The sequence below is a fragment of the Paraburkholderia sp. genome, assembly GCF_049581445.1.
GTDB lineage: Bacteria > Pseudomonadota > Gammaproteobacteria > Burkholderiales > Burkholderiaceae > Paraburkholderia.
The window spans coordinates 1-23,893 of sequence record NZ_JBAURZ010000087.1 but is presented as its reverse complement, the minus strand read 5'-3'; the positions used below and the strand labels follow the sequence as shown (position 1 = coordinate 23,893).

Below are 23,893 nucleotides of genomic sequence, written 5' to 3'. Positions count from 1 at the left end.
TGATCTTCCGCTTTAGCGCGGCGAAGATTTGCTGAAGACTTGAAAGAGGTTGTCTTCCGGATCCATGTAGGTGACGACGACACCGTGGGTGCCCATGTCGCGTTGCGCGAGCAGTTGGCCGCCCGCGGACAGGATCTTCTGCTGAAGCTCGTTCTGGTCCTCTCCAGCTACGTGAAAGACGGGGACGGCCCCGACGGCGCCCGGTGCCGCTTCCTCTGCCGAACTCAGCGCGAACGCGCTGCGCTGCAGACGGAATTGGGTCCACTTGTTCTCGTCGCGGAACTGGACGGGCATTCCAAGTGCCGTCGCATAGAAATCACCCAGCCGGCCCATGTCCTTCGCGACCAGATAGACAGTTTGCAGGTCAACCTCAGCCATATCGGTACTCCTAAATGGTGATGACGATAGATGTGTGCTCCTCGACGAGGAAGATCACGCGGTGTGTTGTTCTTTCAGGCCAAGTTCTTCGCTCATGACTTGCCGGATCACGTACTTCTGGATTTTTCCCGTCACGGTGGTCGGAAACGAATCGACAAAGCGGAGGTATTTGGGGACCTTGTAATGCGCTATGCGGCCCTTGCAGAAGTCGCGGATCGCGGCATCATCCAGTGTCGTGCCATGCCTGATGATGATCCATGCGCAGAGTTCTTCACCGAAATGCGGGTCTGGTACGCCTACTACCTGCACGTCGAGAACGCCGGGGCAGGTGTACAGAAACTCTTCGATTTCGCGCGGGTAGAGGTTTTCACCGCCGCGAATGACCATATCCTTGATTCGGCCAACGATGTTGACGTAACCCTGCGAATCCATGGTGGCGAGATCGCCCGTATGCATATAGCCTTCGGCGTCGATTGCCTCGCGCGTGCGGTCTTGCTGGTTCCAGTAGCCGCGCATGACCGAGTAGCCTCGGGTGCAGAGTTCGCCGGGATGGCCTCGTTCCACGGTCTGGCCGGTCAGCGGATCGACAATCTTGATCTCCAGATGAGGCAACACCTGCCCCACCGTGGATACGCGTTTCTCGAGCGGCGTATCCGTCACGCTCTGGCAGCTCACAGGGCTCGTTTCCGTCATGCCGTAAGCGATCGTGATCTCAGGCAGATGCATGTCGTCGACCACCCGCTTCATGATCTCGATAGGGCAAGGCGACCCAGCCATGATGCCGGTGCGCAGGCTGCTCCTATCGAACTCCGCAAAGCGCGGGTGATTGAGCGCTGCGATGAACATGGTCGGCACTCCGTACAACGCCGTGCATTTTTCCGCCTGTATGCTATCGAGAACGGCTTCGGCGTCGAAGCGTTCCGACGGGTAGACAATGGTCGAACCATGCGTCAGGCAAGCCAGATTGCCCATCACCATGCCGAAGCAGTGATACATCGGCACCGGGACGCATACGCGATCGACGTCGGTGAGCTTCATGCACTCGCCTACGAAGAAGCCATTGTTCAGGATGTTGCGGTGAGTCAGCGTCGCGGCTTTAGGAAGTCCCGTCGTCCCGCTGGTGAACTGGATGTTGACGGCATCGTCCGGACGCACGGTACGCCGTACGGCCTGAAGTGTTGTGCTGTCTACATCAGCGTGTAGCAGGTCGGAGAAGCGTTGCGCACCCTCTTGATCCGGACAGTCGGCCTCGTCGATCCACCAGATCGTCTCTAGACTTGGTAGCCGGGCCTTTCCCAACTCCCCCAACATGCTCAGGTATTCACTCGAGCGGTATCGGACCATCGTCACGATGGCCTTGCACTCCACCAGGTTGAGTGCATGCTCCAGCTCCGAAGTCCGATAGGACGGGTTGATGTTGACGAGTATCAGTCCGGCCTTCGCTGTGGCCAACTGCAACAGCAGCCACGCGATATTCGTATGGGACCAGATGCCGATGCGGTCCCCCGGTTTGAGCCCTGACTCGAGAAGTGCGGCCGCAAGGCGGTCCGTCTTTTCGCGAAGTTCGGTATAGCTGAGCCGGACCCCTTCATGTCGGCTGACTACCGCAACGTGGTCGCCCATCCGGTTGGCGATGTCGTCGAATGAGTCGCCAATGGTCTGGTCAATCAACTCCGGGATATGTGTTCCACGTTCGTATGAAAGCGTCTTCATCGATATCGTCCGTGCAATGAGCTTGCTTGATGGGCTTCGAAGTAGATTCTTTTCATTGAAAGGAATCCTTAATAGATGATGGCGATCTGGAAAGCCTTTGATGTCTCCTGCCAGGCCTTATGTCTTCGTTCAACAATAGTGAATGCATGCAGCATAGTTGTATATTAGGATGGCGACGAGGACGTGTCAACCCATTTGCCGATGATGTAGCGCCTGGAATTGCGCATGGGGTGCGCGCAAAGGACCGTGCCTCGGTGAAGGGAAGGGTGCGTGGATATAGCGAGAAAGGAGGGCGATGCTTGCGGGCTTTGGACGCGCGCTAATAACCGTCGCCTGGGATTGGTTTAACCCGGGCGACGGTGAAAGGCTTTCAGGAGGACTCGGACGCTGATGCGTAAGACGGGATCGGTGAAGTTAATCCACGCATACTGCCGTTTCTTGCGCAGCGAGCATCCGGCGATCAGGCAGCGTGAACTTTGGAGGTGGACGAAGCAAGAGGATCTGCAGTGCTGTCCACCTTCACCTGCTGATTTCCGGCGAGTGACATCGCGGCCAGATACCCGAACGTCAGCGCGGGCCCGAGCGTGATTCCGGCGCCAATGTACTGGCCGCCCACCGGCGAATTCATATCGTTGCCGCAAGCGTAGAGTCCGCGGATGGGACGGTTCTCCTGATCGAGAACTTCTCCGTGACTTCCGGACACCAGTCCGCGGCTTGTGCCGAAGTCGCCCGGCATCAGCTTGACAGCATAGAACGGTCCGCGCTCGATGGGCCCAAGACAGGGGTTGGGCGCGTGCGTGGGGTCGCCTTTGTAGATGTTGTAGGCGGACGATCCTTTGCCGAAATCCGTGTCCACGCCGGTGGTTGCAAACTGGTTGTTGCGTGTGACGCTGCGCTCCAGTCCGCTCGCGTCGACGCCAATCTTGCCGGCCAGTTCAGCCAGTGTCCGGCCGCTGTAGAGGTATCCCGACTTCTCATAGCGCCGCAGCGACCGGCTGCCGGGCAGGATGACACCAATGCCGTACCTCTTGACTGCCGTCGCATCGGCAACCAGATAGGCGGGAATCGCGCCGGCCTCGAACATTCCGAGGGTGAAGGCGTGGTACGAGGCCGCCTCGTTGGTGAAGCGCTTGCCGTCCTTGCCCACTGCAATGAAGCCGGGCTTGGGGCGATCGAGCATGAAGTGCGCCCACAAGACCTTCTCTCCCTTTTCGTTCGAAAGCACGGACATAGGCACGTAGAAACCGGTGTCCTCCGAGTTGTGGTCGAGCCGCCCCCCGGCCGATAGGCCCAGGCGAATCCCTTCGCCAATATTGCCAGGCAGTCCTAGCGTCAGATCCACGGTGGGCTTGCGAGAGTGTTCCTGACGCATTTCCTGGCTGCCGGGGTAGCCCCCGGTCGAAATGACGACGCCACGGCGAGCGCGGATTCGCAGCGTGCGGCCGTCGCGAAGCACTTCTGCGCCTATGACGGCGCCGTCCTCGACGATCAGCTTGGCAGCAGACGATTGCAGCCAGACCGGGATTTGCCGATCCAGGATGGTCTTGTAAAGACGCGCGATGAGGGCATTGCCACCCACGAGCCGGGTGCCACGGTGATAACTCAGCCGATCCACGCCATAGCGCAAAAAGCGCTTCATCACGTGGAAGAACGAGCGGGTCGACTTGGTGAAGGACAGGAAGTGGAGCAAGTCGACCAGATCGAGCATCATGCCGCCGAACGGCGCAAACGCCGCTAGCGGCGCGCGCAGATCCTTGAAGTGGGGGCCGAGCTTGCGGGCGTCGAATTCGAGCGGAGCATGGGCGCGTCCGAACATGCCTCCCTCCAGTTCGGGATGGTAGTCCGGATAGTCGACGGCCACGACCTCCAGTGCGGAGTTGCGCAACATATAGTCGAGGGCGGTTCGGCCTTCGGTGATGTACGCTTCCTGCAGTGAACGGTCGACCGACGTACCGACCGTTCCAGCGAAGTATTTCCGCGCCTTATCTGATGAATCCTGGAAGCCGGCGGCCTGCATGGGCGAGCTGTCGACGAACCACATCATGCCCACCGACCACGCAGACGTTCCGCCGACCTGGTCGGTCTTCTCGAGAACGAGCGGGACCAGCCCCTCGTTGTGCGACACGATCGCCGCTGTCATGCCGGCGGCGCCCGCACCCATGATGATGACGTCAACCTCGCGGTCCCAGTTCTCCGTCGTTGCGGTGCCCATGGCGTTTGTCCTGTCTTAAGAGTTTTCGTCAGATCTTTCGCTAAAAGCGGTCGCACCACACTGGCGTAGTATGCGGCGCGCTTCAGTCAAATAATTCCATATCGCATGATTCGTATCGTTATCGATCTATATCGAATCATGTGTTTTCGGATGAAAGATGTCAAGAAACTCCAGGGAATCCCCTGGCAAATCGGCCGGGTTCGTTTGCTGCGCATGCACATACGTCCCGACGCAGAATGCCTGGAACTTCTTGACACAGGTCATCCCATGGAAGATCATTCGATATAAATCGATATTGCGGATTGAAGGAAGATACAGGAGGAACAATGAGCAAGCTTCAGTTGTCCATCGCCGTAGGCAACTACGACCGGATCCGGCCATTGGTCGACGGCGAGGTTCAGATCGAGGGAGTCGATCCGGTCTTCATGTTGCAGGATCCCGAGGAAATCTTTTTCCGCGCTTTCCGCCACGCTGACTTTGATATTTGCGAACTCTCGCTTAGCAGTTACTCAGTGAAGACGGCTGCGGGAACCTCTCCCTACGTCGCGGTGCCGGTCTTTCCGTCGAGAGCCTTTCGACACACCTCGATCTATGTACGGGCGGATAGGGGTATCAATAGTCCGGAAGATCTGAAGGGCAAGCGCATCGGGGTGCCGGAATATCAGCTAACCGCGAACGTGTGGGTACGTCTGCTTCTCGAGGAGGAGTACGGTGTCAAGCCTTCGGATGTGACCTGGGTGCGCGGCGGATACGAAGATCCGACCCGGGTAGAGAAAATCACGCTGAACTTGCCGGCGGATGTCAGGCTGGAGAGTGCTCCCGAAGGCCGGACGATTTCGAGCTTGCTGGGGGACGGGGAAATCGATGCCGTCATTGGACCGCGCGCGCCCTCATGTTTCGACCGTGGGCATCCGCAGGTCAAGTATCTGTTCGACGATCCACACCGGTCCGCGGCAGACTGGTACGCGCGCACGAAGCTGTTTCCGATCATGCACACGCTTGGCGTCAGGAAGACGCTGGCAGAGCAGCATCCGTGGCTTCCCGGTGCATTGATGAAGGCATTTGAAAAATCGAAAGCCCTCGCATTGACGCGCTTGAGCGACACGGCCGCCACCAAAGTGACGCTGCCATTCGTTGAAGACCAGTTGCGTGCCGCTCGCAAACTGATGGGTACGGACTTCTGGTCATACGGCTTTGCGGCGAATGAACATGCCATTGACCGTTTTCTCGCCCGTCATTTTGCCGAGGGACTGTCGAGTCGGCGGCTTGAACCGCGTGAGCTATTCCATCCCGCAACGCTCGAAAGCTTTGCAATCTGAAGCGGCGCCGTGGATCGTAAGCGGAAAATGCAGCCTACGGTCCATGCCCCGCTTTGAATTCCCGAACCGCCAGTAAGCGATCAAACGCAAGCGCTCAAACGCGATCTGCGGGTGCGCCCTACGGCGCGCCCCGTATAAATGCTGCCGGCGACGTTGATCCTGAGTATGCGTTCAAAGAGGTCACTTGAGGTGTTTTCCAAAGGAGTGGGGAATACCACCCCAGCGCTGGCAAACAGAACGTCGATACGGCCAAACTGACGGCCCACCTGTGCGAAAGCAGAGTGCAGCGCCTTGGTATCCGTGACGTCTGCCTCAATTGCCATGGTTTTGGCGCCAAGCTGACTGCGAGCGGGGCTGAGCGTCTCGCGGTTGTTGCTCATGATGACGACATCTGCACCGGCTTCAAGAAACAGTCGTGCCGAAGCGAAGCCGATTCCGCTGTCTCCGCCGGTGATAACCGCGACCTTGTCGTTCAACTCCATGTGGTGATCTCCTCAGAATGTCCGGATATGGGAAAAACATCAAAACAACAGCGTGCCGAGGTTGACGCTCCCTACGCGCTGGGTGGATGCGACGATTTTTTCCTTGCCGTCCTTGCGGATCAGGAGTTCGATTGTCGAGGCCTGCTCAGTCAGACCCGAGAAGCGAAAATCCCCGAAAGGGTCAGTTTTTGTCGTGCGTTCGTCCCCACCGGCTGAGTCGCGCAGCACCACCTCAACACCCTCCAGGTTTTTCAGGTGCCCGTCGCCGCTGGCCTCGCAGACGTTGCCTGCTACCAGATGGCTGAGAGCGTCGTCCAGATTGCGATAGAAGACGCGTGGCCTGGTGCCGAACTCGGGGTTTATGACCGTCAGGTGTTCCGTTTCGACCAGTTTTTCCAGCTCACTATCCGGCACGTTGAGCGCACGCAGCGCCTTGGTTGGGCAGGCCTGCGCGCAGCGCGGTTCTTTCCATCCGGCGTCGAGCAGGTGCGCATCGAAATTCCAGTTTTGCGGCACCTGTTCCTGTTCGTTCCATTCAATCATGCCGTAAGGGCATGTCTTGACCAGATCGCGTCTGCCGCGTGACTTCTCCGGGTCGATGACCACGACGCCGTCAGGGCGCTTATAGATCGTCCCATCGCCTGCTGCCTTCACGCAAGGTGCGTTGTCGCAGTGATTGCACATCTTGGGGATATACGTCACATCCACCAACGAGCCTTCTCCGCGAACATGGCGTTCCACACGAATCGTCTCGAGACCTTCGGGTGGGTGCGGAGCAGAATAGCCGGGGAACGTGTTGCCGGTGTACTCGTCTTTGGTCGAGATCACACAGTTTCTGCAATTGATGCAGAGGGAAACGTCGACGACGAGTGCCCAGCTCATGCTGCCTTCTCCAGTGTTGTGTCCCATTTCTCTACCTCCACCCAGCAACTGTTGGGAACAATCCCGTCTGCGGTCTGGCTCATCTTTCGCCCTGGCGTCAACAGGTTGAGACAACCGCCGCGATCGACCATGCCTACCGAAGTCTGGATCAGATCGAGTTCGCCGCAGGATTCGTTGCCGCGTGCCACGCCATCCTTGACGAGTTGCGAAACGTCAATGGCGCAGATGACCGACGCCTGGGCGTTGTAGACCCGGACCAGATCGCCGGCCTGCAGGCCGCGCGTTAAGGCGTCTTTGTGGTTTAGCCGCAGAACCCAGTATCGATAGCCTCCCACGTTCATCCGGTGCTCATTGATCGTGCTGATGTGGCTATTCTTCCCATCCGCCTGCGTATGGAAGCTGTAGACCGGGTGATTGGTCACGAGTTGTAGCGGAAACCGCTGCTTCGTGCCGCTCTGACGGTTGATATACCGGTTGACCGCCGGTCGCGCCGGATCGATCTGTTCGATCCGGCGCAGGCTGGACGGCACAAACTCGAATTTGCCCGATTGGGTGGGAAGTCCCTGGTTGAACCCGGTCGAATACACGCCGGGAAGGGGATTAGCCTCGGGCAGGTCTTTGGCGCGGCCCTCGGCGAACCAGCGCATGTCCACTGGCGGCCTATCGTCGTCTTTGGGAGGTGGCACGACGTGATAGCCCTTCTGCAGGAATTTCTTCCAGCTGGTCTGTTTGGGCAGATCGGTGGAGTTGAAGATACGTTCGCACCAGCTCAATTCCGACCCGCCGCCTTCCGAGTACATTCCGCCGTAGCCAAGTTTGGTCAGGATATCCAGGAAAATCTGGTAGTCCGATCTGGATTCACCGAGCGGCTCAATGCATTTGTGCTGCATGATCATCATGCGGTGATTGAGCTGGCTCTGCGCATGCTGGATGTAGCCGCCGCAGTTCGCCCATTCGGAGATATCGTCGCGTTCGAGCGCGGTACATGCCGGCAGAATGATGTCGGCAAACTGCGCTTCGTTCTCCATCCAGATCGACTGGTTGACGACAAACTCGAGGGAAGGGTGACGATACGCGTCGATCAGCCGGTTCGAGCCTGGTACGGTGCCGAAAGAAGACGAGCCGTAGCGGTAAAGCATGTGAACGCGCGAATGGCCCGGCTTGGGATACGCGTATTGGCCAAATTGCCCTTCAGCGGAGAAGCCGTCCCAGAAGTAGCCATCCGCAGCTCCCTCGGTGATCGCCTCGGCAAACCGTTGGCGCGGGATAGACTGCTTCACCGGATTGATCGTGATGATATGAGGCATGCGGCAATAGTTGTTGGCCGCGCTCGCCGTGTAGTTCAGGTCGCCCGAAATGCCGCCCTCGGCGTAGCCGGGGAAGTAAAAGTTCAGGTCCTGAGGCGCACCGATCTGCAGATTGCCAAAGTTGATCCCGGGTTTGCCCCATCCCCGCATGGCCATCATCATGACGAGGCTTCGCGTCCATTGGGCTCCCGTCTCGGTGCGGCAGGCTCCGCCAAAGCCTGCGCCGAGACCTCCTGCCGCGAGGTAGGTCTTCCTGGACGCCCACAACGTCGCGAGACTGCGGACATCTTTCGCGGGGATACCGGTTTCGGCTTCTTGCCATTCCGGCGTCTTGGGTGTGCCGTCCTCTTCACCGAGAACGTAGGCGCGCCACTCATCGAAGCCGGTCGTTTTCGATGCAACGTATTCCTTGTCGTAAGTATCGCTGATCATCCATTCATGCATGATCGCGATGGCGAGCGCCGAATCGGTGCCGGGTTTGATGGGTAGCCATTTTCCACCGAGGAACTGGGCGGATTGCGTCAGATACGGGTCGATGTGAACAAACTGTATGCCAAGCTGCTTGGCCCACAGGCGGCGTTCGGTGCCCTCGAACCCGGCGTAAACGCCGTTGGTCGACTCGGGGTCGCTCGACCAGAACACAATCACCTCTGCATGTTCCAGGCAGTCCTGGGTCGTGCCGTAAAAGCTCGGTGTGCCGAGACGCAGACTATTGCCGTAGTGGTGCATGGCGCCCCAATACCAGCCTTCCCAGCTAATCGGGCTCATTTCTATACGGGTGTAGCCCACCAGGTTGCCGAAGCGCTGCATGGCACTCAGGTAATAGTTGACGTTGCCCCATTGATGGTGCGCGCCCGTGGCCATCGCGATCGCACCCGGACCATGCTCCTGTTTCATCCGGCGGATTTCGCCCGCGACAACGTCGAGCGCTTCGTCCCAACTGATACGTTCGTAGCCCGAAATGCCTCGGTTCTGAGGATTGCGTTCGCCCTTCGGATCGAAATCGACCCGCTTCATAGGGTAAAGAAGCCGCTTGTCGGAATAGACGAGTGATTTGAGCGAGAGCGCGTGCGGGCTGACGGTTGCGCGGCGTGCAGGCGAAAACCGGTGCCCCCGTGCGGTGATGGTCCAGCTGGGTCCGTCTTCTTCCGCAAGATCAATGGGCGTGGTGCGGATGATCTTGCCGTCCTTGACGAACACAAAGACCGGGCCGCCATTGGTGAGTGTGACGAAACGGGTCGTTCCATCCTTCATCCGCGTGCCCGTTCGCCAGGAAGCGGTCTTCATGGTGTTCACCAGTTGACCGAACCAGACGAGCGCCTCGTCACTGCCGCCTTGCGTGATCTTGAAGTTCTTGAGCGCATCGATCAGAAACGCGTGATCAGTCGTGGGCGCCAGCATCTTGCGTGCGGTGGCGGCATCCATGAAGACGAGCTCGGCATCGGGATTGGGCGCCACGCCCCAACGGGCCGACAAGGTGCCGTTTCTGAAATGAAGCTGCCGCGCAAGACTGTTGTCCCGCAACCGGAGCTGGATGACCCAGTTGCCGGCGGCGAGATGTTCGCGCACGGACGGAAACTTGCGTGCCGCCATCCGCAGAGCGGTTGGCATCAGCCAGAGGATGAGTTTGACGATGTGTCTTTGCATGGGAGTCCTCCCGGCGCTGAAATGTGCGCCGCGACGTCGTGCTTACGGTTCCACGTCATCGGCACCTGTTGTATGATCTTTCTCGAGACGGATTATTTGCAGAAAGACGATTCCATCTAAAATCGATTTATATCGAATAATGTGATCCGGAATGAACAAAGTCAAGGCCCCCCAGGGAATCTCCCTGGCAGGATGCATGGTGTCGTCATATTTTTGCCCAGTCGGCGCCGCGCCCGCTGGCCACCCTAAAGTCGAGGAATGAGCGAATGCCCAAGTCAAACTCCACTGCGGCCAAAGCACCTGTGAAGGTTGCTGCACGACCGGCACCGAAGCCGGCAGCGGCAGCGAAAGAATCTTCTGACGTGTTTGATGATCGCGGCAGGACTGTGCCGTGGATGGCGCGAACGGTACACCGGCTCTTCGACGCGCAGGCACAGAAGATTCTCGACCGGGAAAACCTCGCTATCGCGTACTGGTACTACCTGCGCGTACTGGCGGCGCGTGGCGAACTGAACCAGTTGGAGCTCAGCAAGCGGGTGGGCATTGCTTCCACCACGGCGGTACCAGCGCTGGATAACCTCGAAAAGCGGGGCCTGGTGCAACGTACCCGGGACCCAAACGACAGACGAAAGTATTTTGTCAGTCTGCAGCCGGAGGGCAAACGGCTGGTCGATGAAATGTTGCCCGAGTTGACCGAAATGATTTCGGCGTCACTCGAGGGGATCACTCAGAAGGATATGCGTACGTTCTGGAAAGTGATGCATCAGATCGAAACAAACCTGAACCAGGCGTCCCAAAGCGACACGGTTGTGGATTGAACGGGCGGCCGTGCCTGAACTTTCAAGCGGTGTGCCATTCCTTCATGTGGGGGTCCGCGAAAGCGCGCAGACTTTCCAATGCCATGGCCACCGCCGCGCGGTTGACGTTCTCGGCATGCCAGTAGACCGACACTGAGCCGAATCCTTCGAGCTGAACCGGCAGGATGCGCAACGCCTTCAACTGCTCGAAACGCAACGCAGACCGGTGCGAAGCAACGCCCACCAGATCGGTGTTGTTCAGCAGCGTGAGATTGAGAATCGACGAATTCGATTCGACGCAGTGATCGGGTAGCGCGCGTCCCGCTGCCGCAAGCGCCGTCTCCAGGGCGTTGCGCACGGGCGTGCCCTGCGGCCAGACGATCCACGAATAGGCCAGCACATCGTCCCAGCCGGGCTTTTTCTCTTCCGTAAGCGGATGGTCTGGCCGTGCGACGAAATTGATCGGCTCCGTATAGAGCGCCTGGGTCTGCAGTTGCGGATCGTCGTACTCCTGACCCGAGCGGCCCACGACGATATCGAGTTCGCCTCGCGCTAGCTGCGGCATCAACTGGTTCATCGTGCTTTCGACGATGCGCACCTGCGCGCGCGGCATGCGTTCGAGAAGCCGCGACACGGCGAGCGGCACCGTATCCGCCGCCGAAACGCCTGATGTTCCAATACTGACGAGCCCGCTGCCGCCCGCGCGCAGCGCCTGCATGTCGTCACGCGCGATGTCGAGATGCGCCTCGATCCGCCGCGCATGCTCGATCAGAGCCTCACCGTACGAGGTAGGCCGCAGACCGCGCGCGTGCCGCTCGAAAAGGGGCAGGCCGAGGTCCTCTTCAAGTTCCTTCAGCCATTTCGACAGCGCCGGCTGCGTCGTATTGAGCGCCGTTGCCGACTGGCTGAGGTTGCCCGTGCTCGCAAGGCTCAACAGCACCTGCAGATGCCTCAAACGGAGGCGGTAGGTCCAGTCCATGGCGCAACCCTCTAGTTACGGTTTTCGCAACCGCTGTCCGGCAGGTATATCCGAAACCGTATGGATTAGATGATTTCACCATTTTACCGGGCATGGCACTGTCGCATATAAATCATCGTGCGGGATTCATCGCGACCCGCGATACAGACACAAAGGAGACGCGAATGTCGAGTAACCAACCGGGCGGATCGCGCACGGCTTATTACGAGCAAATCGCCCAGCAGCGCATGGCCCCGCTTTGGGAATCGCTACACAACCTCGTGCCAAAAGCGCCGAAACCGAAAGCGCAACCCGCGATCTGGAAGTACGCGCAGGTGCGCGACCTGGTGATGCAGGCCGGTGCCGTGATCAGCGCGGAAGAGGCTGTGCGCCGCGTGCTGGTGCTCGAAAACCCAGGCCTACCCGGCAAGTCGAGCATGACGCCAAATCTGTACGCCGGACTCCAGTTGATCTTGCCAGGCGAGATCGCGCCCAGCCACCGGCATACGCAGTCGGCGCTGCGCTTCATCGTCGAAGGCGAGGGGGCGTGGACGGCCGTCAACGGCGAACGCACGACCATGCATCCGGGCGACTTCATCATCACGCCGTCCTGGACCTGGCACGACCACGGCAATCCCGCTGCGGAAGAAGGCGGGGAGCCTGTGGTGTGGCTCGACGGGCTCGATATTCCGCTCGTCGCGCAGATGGACGCCGGTTTCGCCGAGAACTACCCCGAGGCGACGCAACCGGTGTCGCGTCCCGAGGGCGACAGCTTCGCGCGCTTCGGCCACAACATGGTGCCGGTACGGCATCGCGTAGCCGACCCCACGTCGCCGATCTTCAGCTATCCGTACGAACGCAGCCGCGAGGCACTCGACGCGCTGTACCGCAACGGCGAACTCGACGAGTGGGATGGCGTGAAGCTGCGCTATGTGAATCCGGCCACGGGTGGCTGGCCGATGCCGACCATTGCAACCTTCATGCAATACCTGCCCGCGGGCTTCAAGGGCCGCACGTACCGCAGCACTGACGCAACCGTGTACTGCGTGGTCGAAGGCAACGGCACGGTGAAGATCGGCGACGAAGAATTCACCTTCGAGCCGCACGACGTGTTCGTCGCGCCGTCGTGGGCGCCCGTGCATTTGGCGGCAGTGGCGGACAGCGTGCTGTTCAGTTATTCGGATCGTCCCGTGCTCGCCGCGTTGAATCTGCTGCGTGAAGAGCGCAGTTAAACAAACCTCTCTGTCGAGTCGAACTCATCATGACTTTTGTTTTCCCGCCCGCGGCGCCCGTCGCTATTCCCGTCGCCGGTAGCGACGCTCAATTCGCAGTACGACGCGTCTATTGCGTCGGCCGAAACTATGCGGCGCATGCGCGCGAAATGGGCTTCGATCCGGATCGCGAGCCGCCGTTCTTCTTCTGCAAGCCGGCCGATGCCGTCTTGCCAGTCGCTTACGGCGAGACGCTCGAACTGGCGTATCCGGCGCAAACGTCGAATTACCACTACGAGGCCGAACTCGTCGCGGCGATCGGCAAAAGCGGTTCGGACATCCCACTTGAACAGGCGCTCGATCACGTCTGGGGCTACGCGGTGGGGCTCGACATGACGCGCCGCGATTTGCAGATGAAGATGCGCGAGATGGGCCGTCCGTGGGAAATCGGCAAGGCGTTTGACGAATCGGCGCCAATCGGGCCGATTCACCCGGTAAGCGAAGTCGGTCACTTCGAGAACGCCGGCCTGTGGCTGACGGTCAACGGCGAGACCCGACAGAAGAGCGATGTGTCGCATCTGATCTGGTCGGTCGCGGAGACGGTTGCGTATCTGTCGAAGTTCTTCCGCCTCGAGCCGGGTGATGTGATTTTCACGGGCACGCCCGAAGGCGTCGGAGCGGTGCAGAAGGGCGACACGATGACGGTGGGCGTCGAGCGTCTTGGGGAAGTCACGGTGCGCGTGGCCTGAGATTTGCCAACTGCACTGATTGTTCGGAGGTCTACTCGTGCAACTTTATAGCTTCTTCAATAGCTCGACGTCGTACCGCGTACACATTGCGCTCGGGCTCAAAGGGCTCGCGTATGAGACGCTGCCCGTCAATATTCGCGTCGGCGAGCATCGCGCGGCGGACTATGTGGCGAACATCAATCCGTCCGCGACAGTGCCCGCGCTGGTCGATGACGATTTCAAACTCGGCCAGTCGCTCGCAATACTCGATTACCTCGACCAGAAGTATCCCGAGCCGCGCCTGATTCCGCTCGAACCGCTTTTGCGCGCGCGTGTGCTCGAATTCGCCGCGCTGATCTCTTGCGACATCCATCCCGTGAATAACCTGCGGATGTTGAAATATCTGGAATCGGAATTCAAGGCCACGCAGCAGCAGAAGAGCGCATGGTACCGGCTCTGGATCGCGGAGGGCATGGCTGGCGTCGAGCGCATGCTCGCACGTAGCAACGCAGGACCGTGGTGCTTTGGCGCGCAAGTGACGCTCGCTGACGTATGCCTCGTGCCGCAGATCGTCAACGCGCTGCGCATGGACTGCGACCTGAGTTCGTATCCGCGCAGCCTGGTCGTCTATGAACACGCATCGAAACACCCGGCATTCGAGGCGGCGCAGCCGCAGCGTCAGCCCGATTACGTCGCTTGATTGCGGTAGAGGAGACAGTCATGAGTGAGACAAACATTAAAGACCGGCGCGTGCTCGTGATCGGCGGCGGTATTGGCGGCCTCGCCACGGCGCTGACGCTCGCACGTCAAGGCATTCGCGTGCAACTGCTCGAGCAGGCCCCCGAGATCCAGGAAATCGGCGCGGGAATCCAGTTGGCCGCCAACGCGTTTAACGCGCTTGACGCGTTGGGCGTCGGCGAGGCGGCGCGCAGCCGCGCCGTCTTCACGGACTATCTGAAGCTGATGGATGCGATCGACGCAAAGGAAGTGATGCGGATCGACGTCGGTGCGCCATATCGTGCGCGCTTTGGCAACCCGTATGCGGTGATCCATCGTGCCGACATTCACCTGTCGATTCTCGAAGCCGTGAAGGGTCATCCGTTGATCCAGTTCCGCACCAATACGCAGGTGTGCGAGTTCGACCAGCATGCCGACGGCGTCACCGTGATTGATCAGAATGGCGAGCGATACCATGCGGATGCCGTGATTGGCTGCGATGGCGTGAAGTCGGCGATACGCAAGGCGTTGATCGGCGACGAGCATCGCGTGACGGGGCATGTGGTGTATCGCGCCGTCGTCGATGTGGAAAACATGCCGGAGGATTTGCAGATCAATGCGCCTGTCGTATGGGCCGGTCCGCATTGTCACCTCGTGCACTATCCGCTGCGCGGCGGCCGCCAATATAACCTCGTCGTCACGTTCCACAGCCGCGAGAAGGAGGAATGGGGTGTGCGCGAAGGCAGCAAGCAGGAAGTGCTGTCCTACTTCGAGGGCATTCATGCGTTGCCGCATCAGATGCTCGACCGGCCGACTTCATGGAAGCGCTGGGCCACGGCGGATCGCGATCCCGTCGAGCATTGGAGCGTTGGACGCGCGACGGTGCTCGGTGACGCCGCGCATCCGATGACGCAATACCTGGCGCAAGGCGCCTGCCAGGCGCTCGAAGATGCCGTCACGCTTGGCGCCGCCGTTGCCGCGACGGATGGCGATTTCGAAGCCGCATTCAAGCTGTACGAGACCGCACGTATTCCGCGCACGGCGCGCGTGCTGTATTCGGCGCGTGAGATGGGCCGTATCTATCACGCGAAGGGTGTCGAGCGGCAGGTGCGCAATTCCCTGTGGACCGGCCGCACGCAGGAGCAGTTTTACGACGCGCTGCAATGGCTGCACGGCTGGCGCGCCGAAGAATGTTTGAAGGGCGTGGTCTAAAGATTGCCTGAACTCTCGTTACTGCTGAAACACCGCCTTCAATTTTTCCGGTGGAAGTGGTGATGAGAGATCGGCATCGAGCGGTGGGCTAGCGGGACCGCAAATCGTCCAGTTCAGCTTGCTGGGAAAAAGCTGTCAACCTATATTTTCCTTGTTTGTATAACGGTGGGTCAGGCGAATTTAAAGGACGTCTCTATCATAGAAGATACTGTGGTCTCCGAAGAATGAAAAGGTTCTAGATGCAAAAATGCTTCGCTCGGGTATCCACACACTGGAACCCGCGCCGGTTGCCCACGATTGAAGATGAGACAGCGAGAACGTAACCCCTTGCTCGCGAATCTTACTGTCACAACCAACAGAAGTCAGTGCCATCCCCACTTGCGCATCCATATAGAGGTTCGGCTCCGCGACGCCGTCGCGCATCGTCTGGATACAGTACGCTGACGCACCCATAATAAAGTCAGTCGCAACGTCGAGCCGGTCGAAGGAAAACTGCCCGCGTGCCTTACCTTGCTCCAGATCGGCTTGAATGTATCGCGCCACCAGCGTGTTCTGTTCCCAGGCATCGACGCGTGTCACGAAGCTTGCCCATCTCCGGTCCAGCATGGCCCGGACCATGAAGAGACGAAATCCCACTGACAGGCGCTGCCATGGCTCATGTAGAACGTCATAGACGGGGAGAATGTCCGTTGTCATCTGATCGCTGAGTTCCTGACCGATGGCAGCAAGTACCTCCTCCATGGAATCAAAATATTTATAGAAAGTGCCGCGCGAAACCTTCGCTTCGCGAATGACGTCGTCAATGACAGGTCGGCCCGGTGTGATCTGAAAACAGCCGCATTGCTGCGTCCAGCAGCTTGTGGCGAGTCGCTGCGCGCTTGCTTTCCGCGACCCTGGTTCGGTGGTTCATGAGGTTGGTGTCCTTTGGCTCACGCATCAGATCGGATTGACGATTTGTCAGAATGACGAAGCAAGCTAGCGATAACCCGAGTGACCCTGTTATCTGCCTGAGGATGAAAAGGCGCAAACTTATGGTGAATACCAGGCGGCGGATGTATCGAGCCGCATGAGAGAGGTAATTTTCAGCGCACGATCAGGTCCGTGTGGTAATTACGGAGTTCTAATTTAAGGTCTTTTCGGATAGTAGTTTCGTACATCAGGAACAGAGGAAACACCATGGGAAACATCTTCGATAATTTTGAGGTCGCGGTTGAGAACGAAACTTCAGGTGCAAGTCGCGGAAGCGGCGCTGAAGATCGATAGTGCGCATCTGCGCGCATTCCGCGCTGCGGACGAAATCGACAACCTGGCCCGCCGTAATGCCTTGCCGGAGTACATCACGAAGGCGCGGACCCGGGCGGATACCGGTGTCGTAGCGACAGACATCACCGACGCCTTGAACACGCTGATATTTTCCCACGGCGCGGGAAGCTTCGCGGAAGCGAGCCCGATGCAACGCTGGTGGCGTGATTCGAACACGGTTGCGCGTCATGCGATTGTCCTCCCGGCGATTGGTGCGGAGCTGTACGGAAAAGCGCTACTGGGCGCGGAGAACACGGTTACGCCGCTGGTCTAGCCACGAACGCACGCCGGCGCCCGGCAGCAAGCGCTGACGTACCGATTCTGTACGTCAGCGCGCCAGCGGTTAGAACATGTGCATGATGCCAAAGTACCCGCCTTGCTGATTGTGGCCGGGCAAAGGTTGGGAGTCGGCTGTTTCGACAGGGAACGCAGAGTTTTTGCCGTTGAACATCTCTCCCAGTGTCAGGTAGAGAAATGTCCGTTTTGACAGGTTGTAGGTGGTGGCGATGGCGCCGAGATTGCCCTCTCCGCCGCCATGATTTACGTTGCCGTGATACCAGCCGGCCTGCACGGCAAGGGCAGGCGTCACCTGATACGAGGCGCCCACCCATTCCTGCTGGGCACGTGTGGCCGCGTAGGGATTAAACGAAGTGGCGATCGTGTCCGTTCCGGATGAGACCAGTTGCTGGTAGCCCGTATAGAACTTGAATCCACCTACCACGTAAGTGGCGCCGGCCATATATTCGCGTGACGCCGCGTACAGGTCTGAAAACTTGCCGTTGGCGTCGCGGATTTCTTCGTAAACGCCGTACGCGGCGAAGCTGGTGAGTGTGTACTGTGCGCTCAAACTGAACTGCCGGCCGCCACGGAAGTTGCCGGCTTCGTTGCCAAAGCCGTCCTGGGCCCGGAATGAGAAGCCAGCCCAGGTGGGCGAATTGTAGGTGACGACGTTCGACCGCGGACCCCAGGCACGCCCGTAGGCGAAGTTACCCACGCCTATGCCCACCTGTTCGGATAGCGGGTCGATGTACCAACCGGTTTCGTCGGTCAGGCTCATGGCCTGTCCGAACCAGACGCTGCCGAATTTATCGTAAGAGAGGCCTACATAGGCGTCGCGGGTGAAAATCTCGTTAGGCGGAGTCTGACCGGTTCCGGAAGTGAAAAGGCTTTCCAGTTTAAAGACAGCGTGCAGGCCTCCCCCGAGGTCTTCATTGCCTAGCAGGCCAAACCAGCTGTATCCGTACTGGTCGCTGCCGAACCTGAAATTGTCCTTTGACTGACCATTGGGCGTCGCGACGTTCGTGACGAAATCCAGACCCGATGCGACGCGTCCGTACAGGGTTACCGTGCTTTGAGCATAGGCGTTGCAGGCGCATAACGCCGTCAACGATACGCAATAAATGATCTTCCTCATTTCGTTATCCTTAATGTAAAAAATAATCTCCATGAATTGCTTGACGACCTCTACCGGGCCTTTGCAATCAGCTTGCAGATGGGGTTTCAGCAGGAAAAACGCTGCAACCCCGACTGCGACCTGCTACTACGCGCGTTTGCTCAACGTTCTCACCGCCGCGGGAAGATACCGGACGGTGGTGGCGAGCAAAATCGCGCACGCTTGCACCAGCAGCTGCACGGCGGGCCCTGCACCCAGTGCCAGCACAAGTTGACCGAGCTGCGCCATGAACAGCGCAGCGACCGCGCTGGCGATGACGCTGCCTTTTCCGCCAGTAAATGGCGTGCCGCCGACAACGACAGCCGCGATGGCGGGCAGCAGATAGTCGTCGCCCGACGTCTGCGACGCGCTGCCAATAAATCCGGCGAGCAGCATGCCGGCGGCGGAAAAGCAGACCGCAGATGCGACGTAAGCGCCAATCCGGTACTGCAGAACCCGCACGCCAGCCGCTTCTGCCGCACGCGGGTTGACGCCCACTGCAACGAAGCGGCGACCGATGGCGGTCTTCTGGGTGATGAACCACGCCGTGACTACAAAGACGAAAGCGAACACCACATTGGCCGGCAAACCGATGAACTGGGCGTGCGAGATCGTCTGCATGATGGTCGGGACGTTGACCGGAACGTTGCCGGTCAACGAGCGGACACCACCAATGAGAAGCGCGTTGACTGCCAGGGTTGCGACGAGCGGTGTAATGGCGAACCTCGAAACGAGGGTTCCATTGACGACGCCAATCATCGCACCGACACATACGGTGGCGATTACCGCAAGCACGATGGAATCAAGCCCGAATCCGGTGCGGGCCATCACCACACCCGCAAGAGACACCATGCCGATTGCCGACATGTCGAGCCCCCGCTGCTGGATGACCAGGGTCTGTCCCGTGGCGACGATGGCGAGAATGCCCGCGAACGGCAACATGGCCAGAATCGAACCTCGGGTCACAGTGCCGGGCGCGACCACCGAGCTCACGGAGAAGAGCAGGACCAGGCCGACCCAGATCCACCAGAATTCGCTCAATGGCGGAACGCGAATTGCCTTTGCCTTCGCGGACAGTGTGCGAGAGATATCTGAAACCACGTCTGTCTGATTGCTCATGACCTTTCTCATTTCGCCACCGCCATTTCTCTGCTCTTGGAATAAAGGGCGACCGATACCAGGATCATCCCGCCCAACAAGTAGGACTGCCACGAATCTCCAATGTCCAGAAACGAGGTGACCACGTTGACCTGGATGATGAGCAGCGCACCCAGCAGGGAGCCGACAAAGGACCCCCGTCCGCCGAACAGGCTTGCCCCGCCGATGACGACGGCTGCGATGCTGGCCAACGTATAGTTGATGCCTGCGCTCGGGTCGCCGGAGCCGACCTGGGCCATCATCGGCACAGCGGCGATGCCGGCGAGGAGCGAGCAGCCCACATACGCGGTAAGCAGCGTGAGAGGTGGGCGCAGACCCGCCATACGAGCCGCTTCGCTTCGTGAGCCGACACCGCGAAAAACGAGACCAAGTCGGGTCTTGAAGAGCGCAAACTCGAGCACGACGGCAAGAACGACAGCCACGACGGCTATGATCGGTACGAAGCCTGCCTGGGTACTAATGGTGTCGACTATCGAGTCGGCGATCAGCCCACCTGGCACCGGGCGTAAAAGCAGGGACACCGCCTGCAACGCCATGTAAGTGGCCAGTGTGGCCACCATGGGATGCAAGCGGAAGGGGCCGACCAGCACCCAGTTCACCAGCCCGACCGCGATTGCAACGAGAAAGACGATGACCCATCCCGACAACTGATGCCCCAGAGGGGATCCGTCGTTGAGGAAGAAAGACTGTATAACCACCATCAAACCCATCAGAGGACCAACGGAAAGGTCGATTCCACCAACCAGCATCAGCGCCTGCTGCCCATACGCAACGATGGCGAGTGTCGCCACCAGGGCCAGCATGCCACTGAGGTTGCGCACGGACAGATAGGTCTCGTTGACGTGCGCTGCATAGAGGCCCAGCGCGCAGACCGCCAATGCGAGCATGACGAGAGGGGCCCAGTCTCCGGCCGCCCATTTCCAGAAACCCGCAATGCTCGCCGAACCCCTCTCGCGCTCGGTGGTCGCGGTCAGCACGGCAGACGTGATGTTGCTTTCGCTGACCGCTGCGTCGCGCAGTTCCTTGACGATATGTCCGCGAGAGAAAATCAGCACGCGGTCGCATAAACCGGCCACTTCCATGGCATCCGAGGAGACGACGATGACAGCGGTTCCGCTCGCAGCAGCCTGACGCAGCACCTTATAGATTTCCATGCGGGCACCGATGTCCACGCCTTGCGTCGGTTCGTCGACAAGGAGTACTTGGGGTTGGCTTGCCAATACACTCGCCAGGACCAGCTTTTGCTGATTGCCGCCTGACAGGGAGCGGATTGGCGTCTCGACAGAGGGCGTCTTGACCGCGAAGCCCGTGACTGCAAGCCTGGTGCGCCTGGCCTCGCTTCTCTGACTGATCCAGCCTTTGATGGAGTCGAACGGCAAGCTACGGATCGAGAAGTTCTCGCGCACGGAGAGTTCACCGAAGATGCCTTCCCTGTGCCGGTCGCCAGGGAGGCAGCGAATGCCCGAAGCGGCGGCAGCCTGGGAATTCTGCAGTTTCGCCGCTTTCCCGTTCACTTTGACACTGCCGCGGCTTCGCGCCAGACCGGCAAGGGCGCGCATGAACTCGCGCTGTCCATTGCCGTCTATGCCGGCGAGGCCGACGATTTCTCCCTTGCGGACCTGGAGCGATACGTCGGTGAAGCCTGAACCGCGCAGCGACGCCACGTCGAGGACCGTGCCGGTGTGGCCATCGGCCGCCTTGGCGGGAAATTCACGGTCGAGTGCGCCGCCGACGATCAGTTCGACAATCTGCTGCTCACTGAGGCCGGCCGCGTCGTAGGTCCCTTGCCCTTGCCCGTCGCGCAGTACGGTAAGACGATTGGCAATCCTTTGCACTTCACGAATACGGTGCGAGATATAGACGACCGCACAGCCTGACGCGGTGACTTTGCGGATGCGTTCAAAGAGACGCTCGACGTCCTCCGCCAGAAGGTGTTCAGTCGGCTCGTCCAGGACCAGAACTTTGGGCTTCGCTGCGAGCGCCTTGACGATCTCGACAATGAAGCGTTGCTCAGGGTTCAAACTCAAAACGCGTTCGCTCGCGTCGATCGCCACGTCGTCGCTCCATTGACGAAGGAGCTGGTGGGCCCATTCACCGGTCCGCAGCAGAGAAGGGCGTTGCGCTGCCGGCACGCCGAGGTAGAGGTTCTCCGCAACGGTCAGGTCGGGCATGAGAGCCGGTTCCTGCCGCACGATCGCCAACCCCAGTCGCCGCGCCTCGTCCGTATCGCCGCGGGTTTCAACGCCGTCGATCACGACGCGCCCCTTTTCGGGAAGGAGCGCGCCGGATGCGGCCGCCATGAGCGTGGACTTGCCCGCACCGTTTTCCCCGACGAGCCCGTGGACTTCTCCCGCGAGCACAGAGAACGTCACGTTATCGAGTGCCCGCACACCGGGGAAGACCTTGGTGACGCCGTCAATCTGAAGCAATGTGTTCTGGTCGTTCATGATCTGTCTCGGGCAATTACTGCTCAAACACGGCTTTGAGCTTTTCCGGGGGGAGCGCTGAGGAGAGGTCGGCATCGGGCGGCGCAGTCGGGTCGCACTTGGGGTCGAGACCCTTGGCGCTGTCGGCATAGGCAAAGGGCAGGACTGCCGGCGACTCGTTGTCAGGCGTGCCTTCATAGGCCGCTACCCCATGCCGCACGGCAAAGCGCACGTAGGTTGTGGTGCCGTCGAGCGTGTAGTAGGGAAAGGCGGTGCCGGCTTTCTTGGCCGACAGGTAATGGCAGTTCAGTTCGTTGTCGCTGGCAATCGTGACGATGGCCGGTACCGGAAGATGGGCCTGTTCGAATGCCTTGGCGGCTGCGAGCGCCGTGACGCCATAGTCCGTCACGATGGCGTCGATGTGCGGATACTGCGCAATGAGACCCGCCGTGGCTTTTTGCGCGTCCACCGGATTCCAGTTCGTCACAACGAACTGATCGTTCAACAGCTTCAGATTCGGGTACTTCTTGAGACCGCCCTTCAGGCCGTCCATGAAATTCTGCGACCCGGCGGCGCCAGGCGAGCCGCCCAGGAATACGACGTTGCCTTTTTTCAGGGTGGTTCCGAGCCAGTCAGCCCAAAGCACGCCAATCTGCCGGGTGTCCCCGGTGACGTTGACCACATAGTCGCGTCCAACTACGCCCGAAATCTGTGCCGAATACGGAACAACCGCCACGCCGGCTTTCATGGCCGACCGCATAGCCGGCAGTTGCACGGCGCCGAAGTCCGGCAGCATGATCAGGACGTTGACCCCTTGCGCCACCATGCTGTTGATGTCCGAATTGGCTTTCTGCGGGTCACCGTTGGCATTGCTGTAGATAATCCGCTTGACGTTCTTGCAGCGGCTCAGCTCATCCTTGACCTCGGCAAGGCCTGTTTTGCGCCAGGTGTTGCCGCCGTATCCGTCAGACACGCCAACGATCATCGGCTTCGTGCCGCACAGCGGGCTGATGTCGCCCTGACGATTGGTGAGGGAATCGTCAGCCGCATTGGCTGTAGTGCAGATCAGACCGGCCAGGGCAAGCAAGGCGATCTTGCGCAAAGCTTGCGGGATGTGCATTTTGGGGGCTGCAATTTGCCAGACAGGGAACTTATCGAACATGACAATCCTCGTATTGAATGATGAATCTGGTTTCAGCGTGGGTTGAAGTACTCGTACGTACTCCTTCTTGTTTGTGTAGCCCTGGTCAATTTATTCGGACCCGTCTCACTCGCCAAGGCGTGGGCAGGCCAGATCATTCTGAACATTGAGTTGATATAAAATCGTGCTACGTTAGATCGATTGATATCGAATAATGTGTTTCGGGACGACCAAAGTCAAGAATCCTGGGGAATCTCCCTAGCGACCGGAAGCCATACGATTTCGAGCCGGTAGGGCGAGGGCGGGTGAGATTCGGTTTGAGCGACGGTGATCGCAAGCGAGTCGCAAACGGATCGCTGCCAAAGTCCGATTGGCCGATTGTTGATCCTGGTGCAACGTAGAGTTGGCGAGACTGGTACTTACCCTAAGGACTTCTACCATTTAGACTGCTTCCGACCGTGGCAAAGAATTTGTTCGTAGCGCCACTAACAACAATCGTTGAGGTACGTCGGTATGAAGTTGTCCACCAGGATGGTCCTTGTCGCTGCACTTGTTGCAGCACCCGTTGCGTCGTTTGCGCAGTCCAGTCAGCCGGTCAGTCGTGCGCAGGTGCATGCCGAACTGGCGCAGCTCGAGAAGGCTGGCTACGATCCGCGCGACTGGATTCACTACCCCGAGAACATCCAGGCCGCTGAAGCAAAGGTCGCGGCACAGACCGCGACAGCCCAGGCGGCGGTCACCGGATACGGCGGTGCTGCCGAAGGCGCGTCCCGGTCGGGCGCAGCAGCGAGCGGCCTATAGCATTGAGAGTGACAGCGCCATTCCCGAAAATGGCGCAACTAGCGGCTGAGTCTTTCCTGCCTGTAAAGGC

The 23,893-nt window shown here is 59.5% G+C and carries 20 protein-coding genes; 8 read left to right on the top strand and 12 right to left on the bottom strand.

What is annotated here, in order from left to right; all coding sequences use genetic code 11:
- Positions 1–12: 12 nt before the first annotated feature.
- The 3 genes from WCA85_RS07440 to WCA85_RS07430 all read right to left on the bottom strand — a co-directional run bounded on the left by WCA85_RS07440 (position 13) and on the right by WCA85_RS07430 (position 4,303).
- Positions 13–378 (bottom strand): VOC family protein, encoded by a 366-nt coding sequence (locus WCA85_RS07440; protein ID WP_424062527.1) that lies wholly within the window; start codon positions 376–378, stop codon positions 13–15.
- Positions 379–432: 54 nt separating this feature from the next.
- On the bottom strand, positions 433–2,091 hold the full coding sequence (locus tag WCA85_RS07435; protein WP_424062526.1) for an AMP-binding protein: 1,659 nt from the start codon (positions 2,089–2,091) through the stop codon (positions 433–435).
- 460 nt (positions 2,092–2,551) lie between these two features.
- Positions 2,552–4,303 (bottom strand): FAD-binding protein, encoded by a 1,752-nt coding sequence (locus tag WCA85_RS07430; RefSeq protein ID WP_424062525.1) that lies wholly within the window; start codon positions 4,301–4,303, stop codon positions 2,552–2,554.
- 326 nt (positions 4,304–4,629) lie between these two features.
- On the opposite strand from WCA85_RS07430, the gene WCA85_RS07425 reads away from it, so the two are divergent.
- A complete protein-coding gene (locus tag WCA85_RS07425) occupies positions 4,630–5,622 on the top strand; it encodes an ABC transporter substrate-binding protein (RefSeq protein WP_424062524.1) in 993 nt (330 codons plus the stop codon).
- Between the two features lie 80 nt (positions 5,623–5,702).
- Here the strand turns inward: WCA85_RS07425 and WCA85_RS07420 are convergent, their stop codons facing one another.
- From WCA85_RS07420 to WCA85_RS07410, 3 genes are read right to left on the bottom strand one after another with little or no spacing between them, the layout of a single operon-like run.
- Positions 5,703–6,104 (bottom strand): SDR family NAD(P)-dependent oxidoreductase, encoded by a 402-nt coding sequence (locus tag WCA85_RS07420; RefSeq protein ID WP_424062523.1) that lies wholly within the window; start codon positions 6,102–6,104, stop codon positions 5,703–5,705.
- Positions 6,105–6,143: 39 nt separating this feature from the next.
- Positions 6,144–6,986: a 4Fe-4S dicluster domain-containing protein gene (locus WCA85_RS07415; protein ID WP_424062522.1), complete on the bottom strand. Its 843-nt coding sequence runs from the start codon at positions 6,984–6,986 to the stop codon at positions 6,144–6,146.
- Positions 6,983–9,940 carry a molybdopterin-dependent oxidoreductase gene (locus WCA85_RS07410; protein WP_424062521.1) on the bottom strand — a complete coding sequence of 986 codons (2,958 nt, stop codon included), beginning with the start codon at positions 9,938–9,940 and terminating at the stop codon, positions 6,983–6,985. Before WCA85_RS07410 ends, WCA85_RS07415 begins: the two co-directional genes overlap by 4 nt.
- Before the next feature lie 266 nt (positions 9,941–10,206).
- On the opposite strand from WCA85_RS07410, the gene WCA85_RS07405 reads away from it, so the two are divergent.
- Positions 10,207–10,758 carry a MarR family winged helix-turn-helix transcriptional regulator gene (locus WCA85_RS07405; protein WP_424062520.1) on the top strand — a complete coding sequence of 184 codons (552 nt, stop codon included), beginning with the start codon at positions 10,207–10,209 and terminating at the stop codon, positions 10,756–10,758.
- A 22-nt stretch (positions 10,759–10,780) separates the two neighbouring features.
- On the opposite strand, the gene WCA85_RS07400 is transcribed toward WCA85_RS07405, so the two are convergent.
- Complete coding sequence (locus WCA85_RS07400) at positions 10,781–11,716, bottom strand: LysR substrate-binding domain-containing protein (RefSeq protein WP_424062519.1); 936 nt, start codon at positions 11,714–11,716, stop codon at positions 10,781–10,783.
- A 164-nt stretch (positions 11,717–11,880) separates the two neighbouring features.
- On the opposite strand from WCA85_RS07400, the gene gtdA reads away from it, so the two are divergent.
- From gtdA to WCA85_RS07380, 4 genes are read left to right on the top strand one after another with little or no spacing between them, the layout of a single operon-like run.
- The gene (gene gtdA, locus WCA85_RS07395; protein ID WP_424062518.1) at positions 11,881–12,927 is read left to right on the top strand and encodes a gentisate 1,2-dioxygenase; all 1,047 of its coding nucleotides are present in this window, start codon (positions 11,881–11,883) and stop codon (positions 12,925–12,927) included.
- Between the two features lie 29 nt (positions 12,928–12,956).
- Complete coding sequence (locus WCA85_RS07390) at positions 12,957–13,655, top strand: fumarylacetoacetate hydrolase family protein (protein WP_424062517.1); 699 nt, start codon at positions 12,957–12,959, stop codon at positions 13,653–13,655.
- A gap of 37 nt (positions 13,656–13,692) precedes the next feature.
- A complete protein-coding gene (maiA, locus tag WCA85_RS07385) occupies positions 13,693–14,334 on the top strand; it encodes a maleylacetoacetate isomerase (RefSeq protein WP_424062516.1) in 642 nt (213 codons plus the stop codon).
- A gap of 20 nt (positions 14,335–14,354) precedes the next feature.
- Entirely contained in the window at positions 14,355–15,563 is a 1,209-nt protein-coding gene (locus WCA85_RS07380) for a 3-hydroxybenzoate 6-monooxygenase (protein WP_424062515.1), read from the top strand.
- A 180-nt stretch (positions 15,564–15,743) separates the two neighbouring features.
- Here the strand turns inward: WCA85_RS07380 and WCA85_RS07375 are convergent, their stop codons facing one another.
- Positions 15,744–16,355 (bottom strand): TetR/AcrR family transcriptional regulator, encoded by a 612-nt coding sequence (locus WCA85_RS07375; protein WP_424062567.1) that lies wholly within the window; start codon positions 16,353–16,355, stop codon positions 15,744–15,746.
- Positions 16,356–16,773: 418 nt separating this feature from the next.
- On the opposite strand from WCA85_RS07375, the gene WCA85_RS07370 reads away from it, so the two are divergent.
- Positions 16,774–17,139 (top strand): hypothetical protein, encoded by a 366-nt coding sequence (locus WCA85_RS07370; RefSeq protein WP_424062514.1) that lies wholly within the window; start codon positions 16,774–16,776, stop codon positions 17,137–17,139.
- Between the two features lie 69 nt (positions 17,140–17,208).
- On the opposite strand, the gene WCA85_RS07365 is transcribed toward WCA85_RS07370, so the two are convergent.
- From WCA85_RS07365 to WCA85_RS07350, 4 genes are all read right to left on the bottom strand, one after another.
- Complete coding sequence (locus WCA85_RS07365) at positions 17,209–18,279, bottom strand: porin (protein ID WP_424062513.1); 1,071 nt, start codon at positions 18,277–18,279, stop codon at positions 17,209–17,211.
- Between the two features lie 126 nt (positions 18,280–18,405).
- Positions 18,406–19,416, bottom strand: a complete 1,011-nt coding sequence (locus WCA85_RS07360) for an ABC transporter permease (protein WP_424062512.1) — start codon at positions 19,414–19,416, stop codon at positions 18,406–18,408.
- A gap of 8 nt (positions 19,417–19,424) precedes the next feature.
- Positions 19,425–21,902, bottom strand: coding sequence for an ATP-binding cassette domain-containing protein (locus tag WCA85_RS07355; RefSeq protein WP_424062511.1), 2,478 nt, complete (start codon positions 21,900–21,902; stop codon positions 19,425–19,427).
- Between the two features lie 16 nt (positions 21,903–21,918).
- Positions 21,919–23,043: a substrate-binding domain-containing protein gene (locus WCA85_RS07350; RefSeq protein ID WP_424062510.1), complete on the bottom strand. Its 1,125-nt coding sequence runs from the start codon at positions 23,041–23,043 to the stop codon at positions 21,919–21,921.
- A 492-nt stretch (positions 23,044–23,535) separates the two neighbouring features.
- Between WCA85_RS07350 and WCA85_RS07345 the strand changes: the two genes are divergently transcribed.
- Positions 23,536–23,823: a DUF4148 domain-containing protein gene (locus WCA85_RS07345; protein WP_424062509.1), complete on the top strand. Its 288-nt coding sequence runs from the start codon at positions 23,536–23,538 to the stop codon at positions 23,821–23,823.
- Positions 23,824–23,893 lie beyond the last annotated feature (70 nt).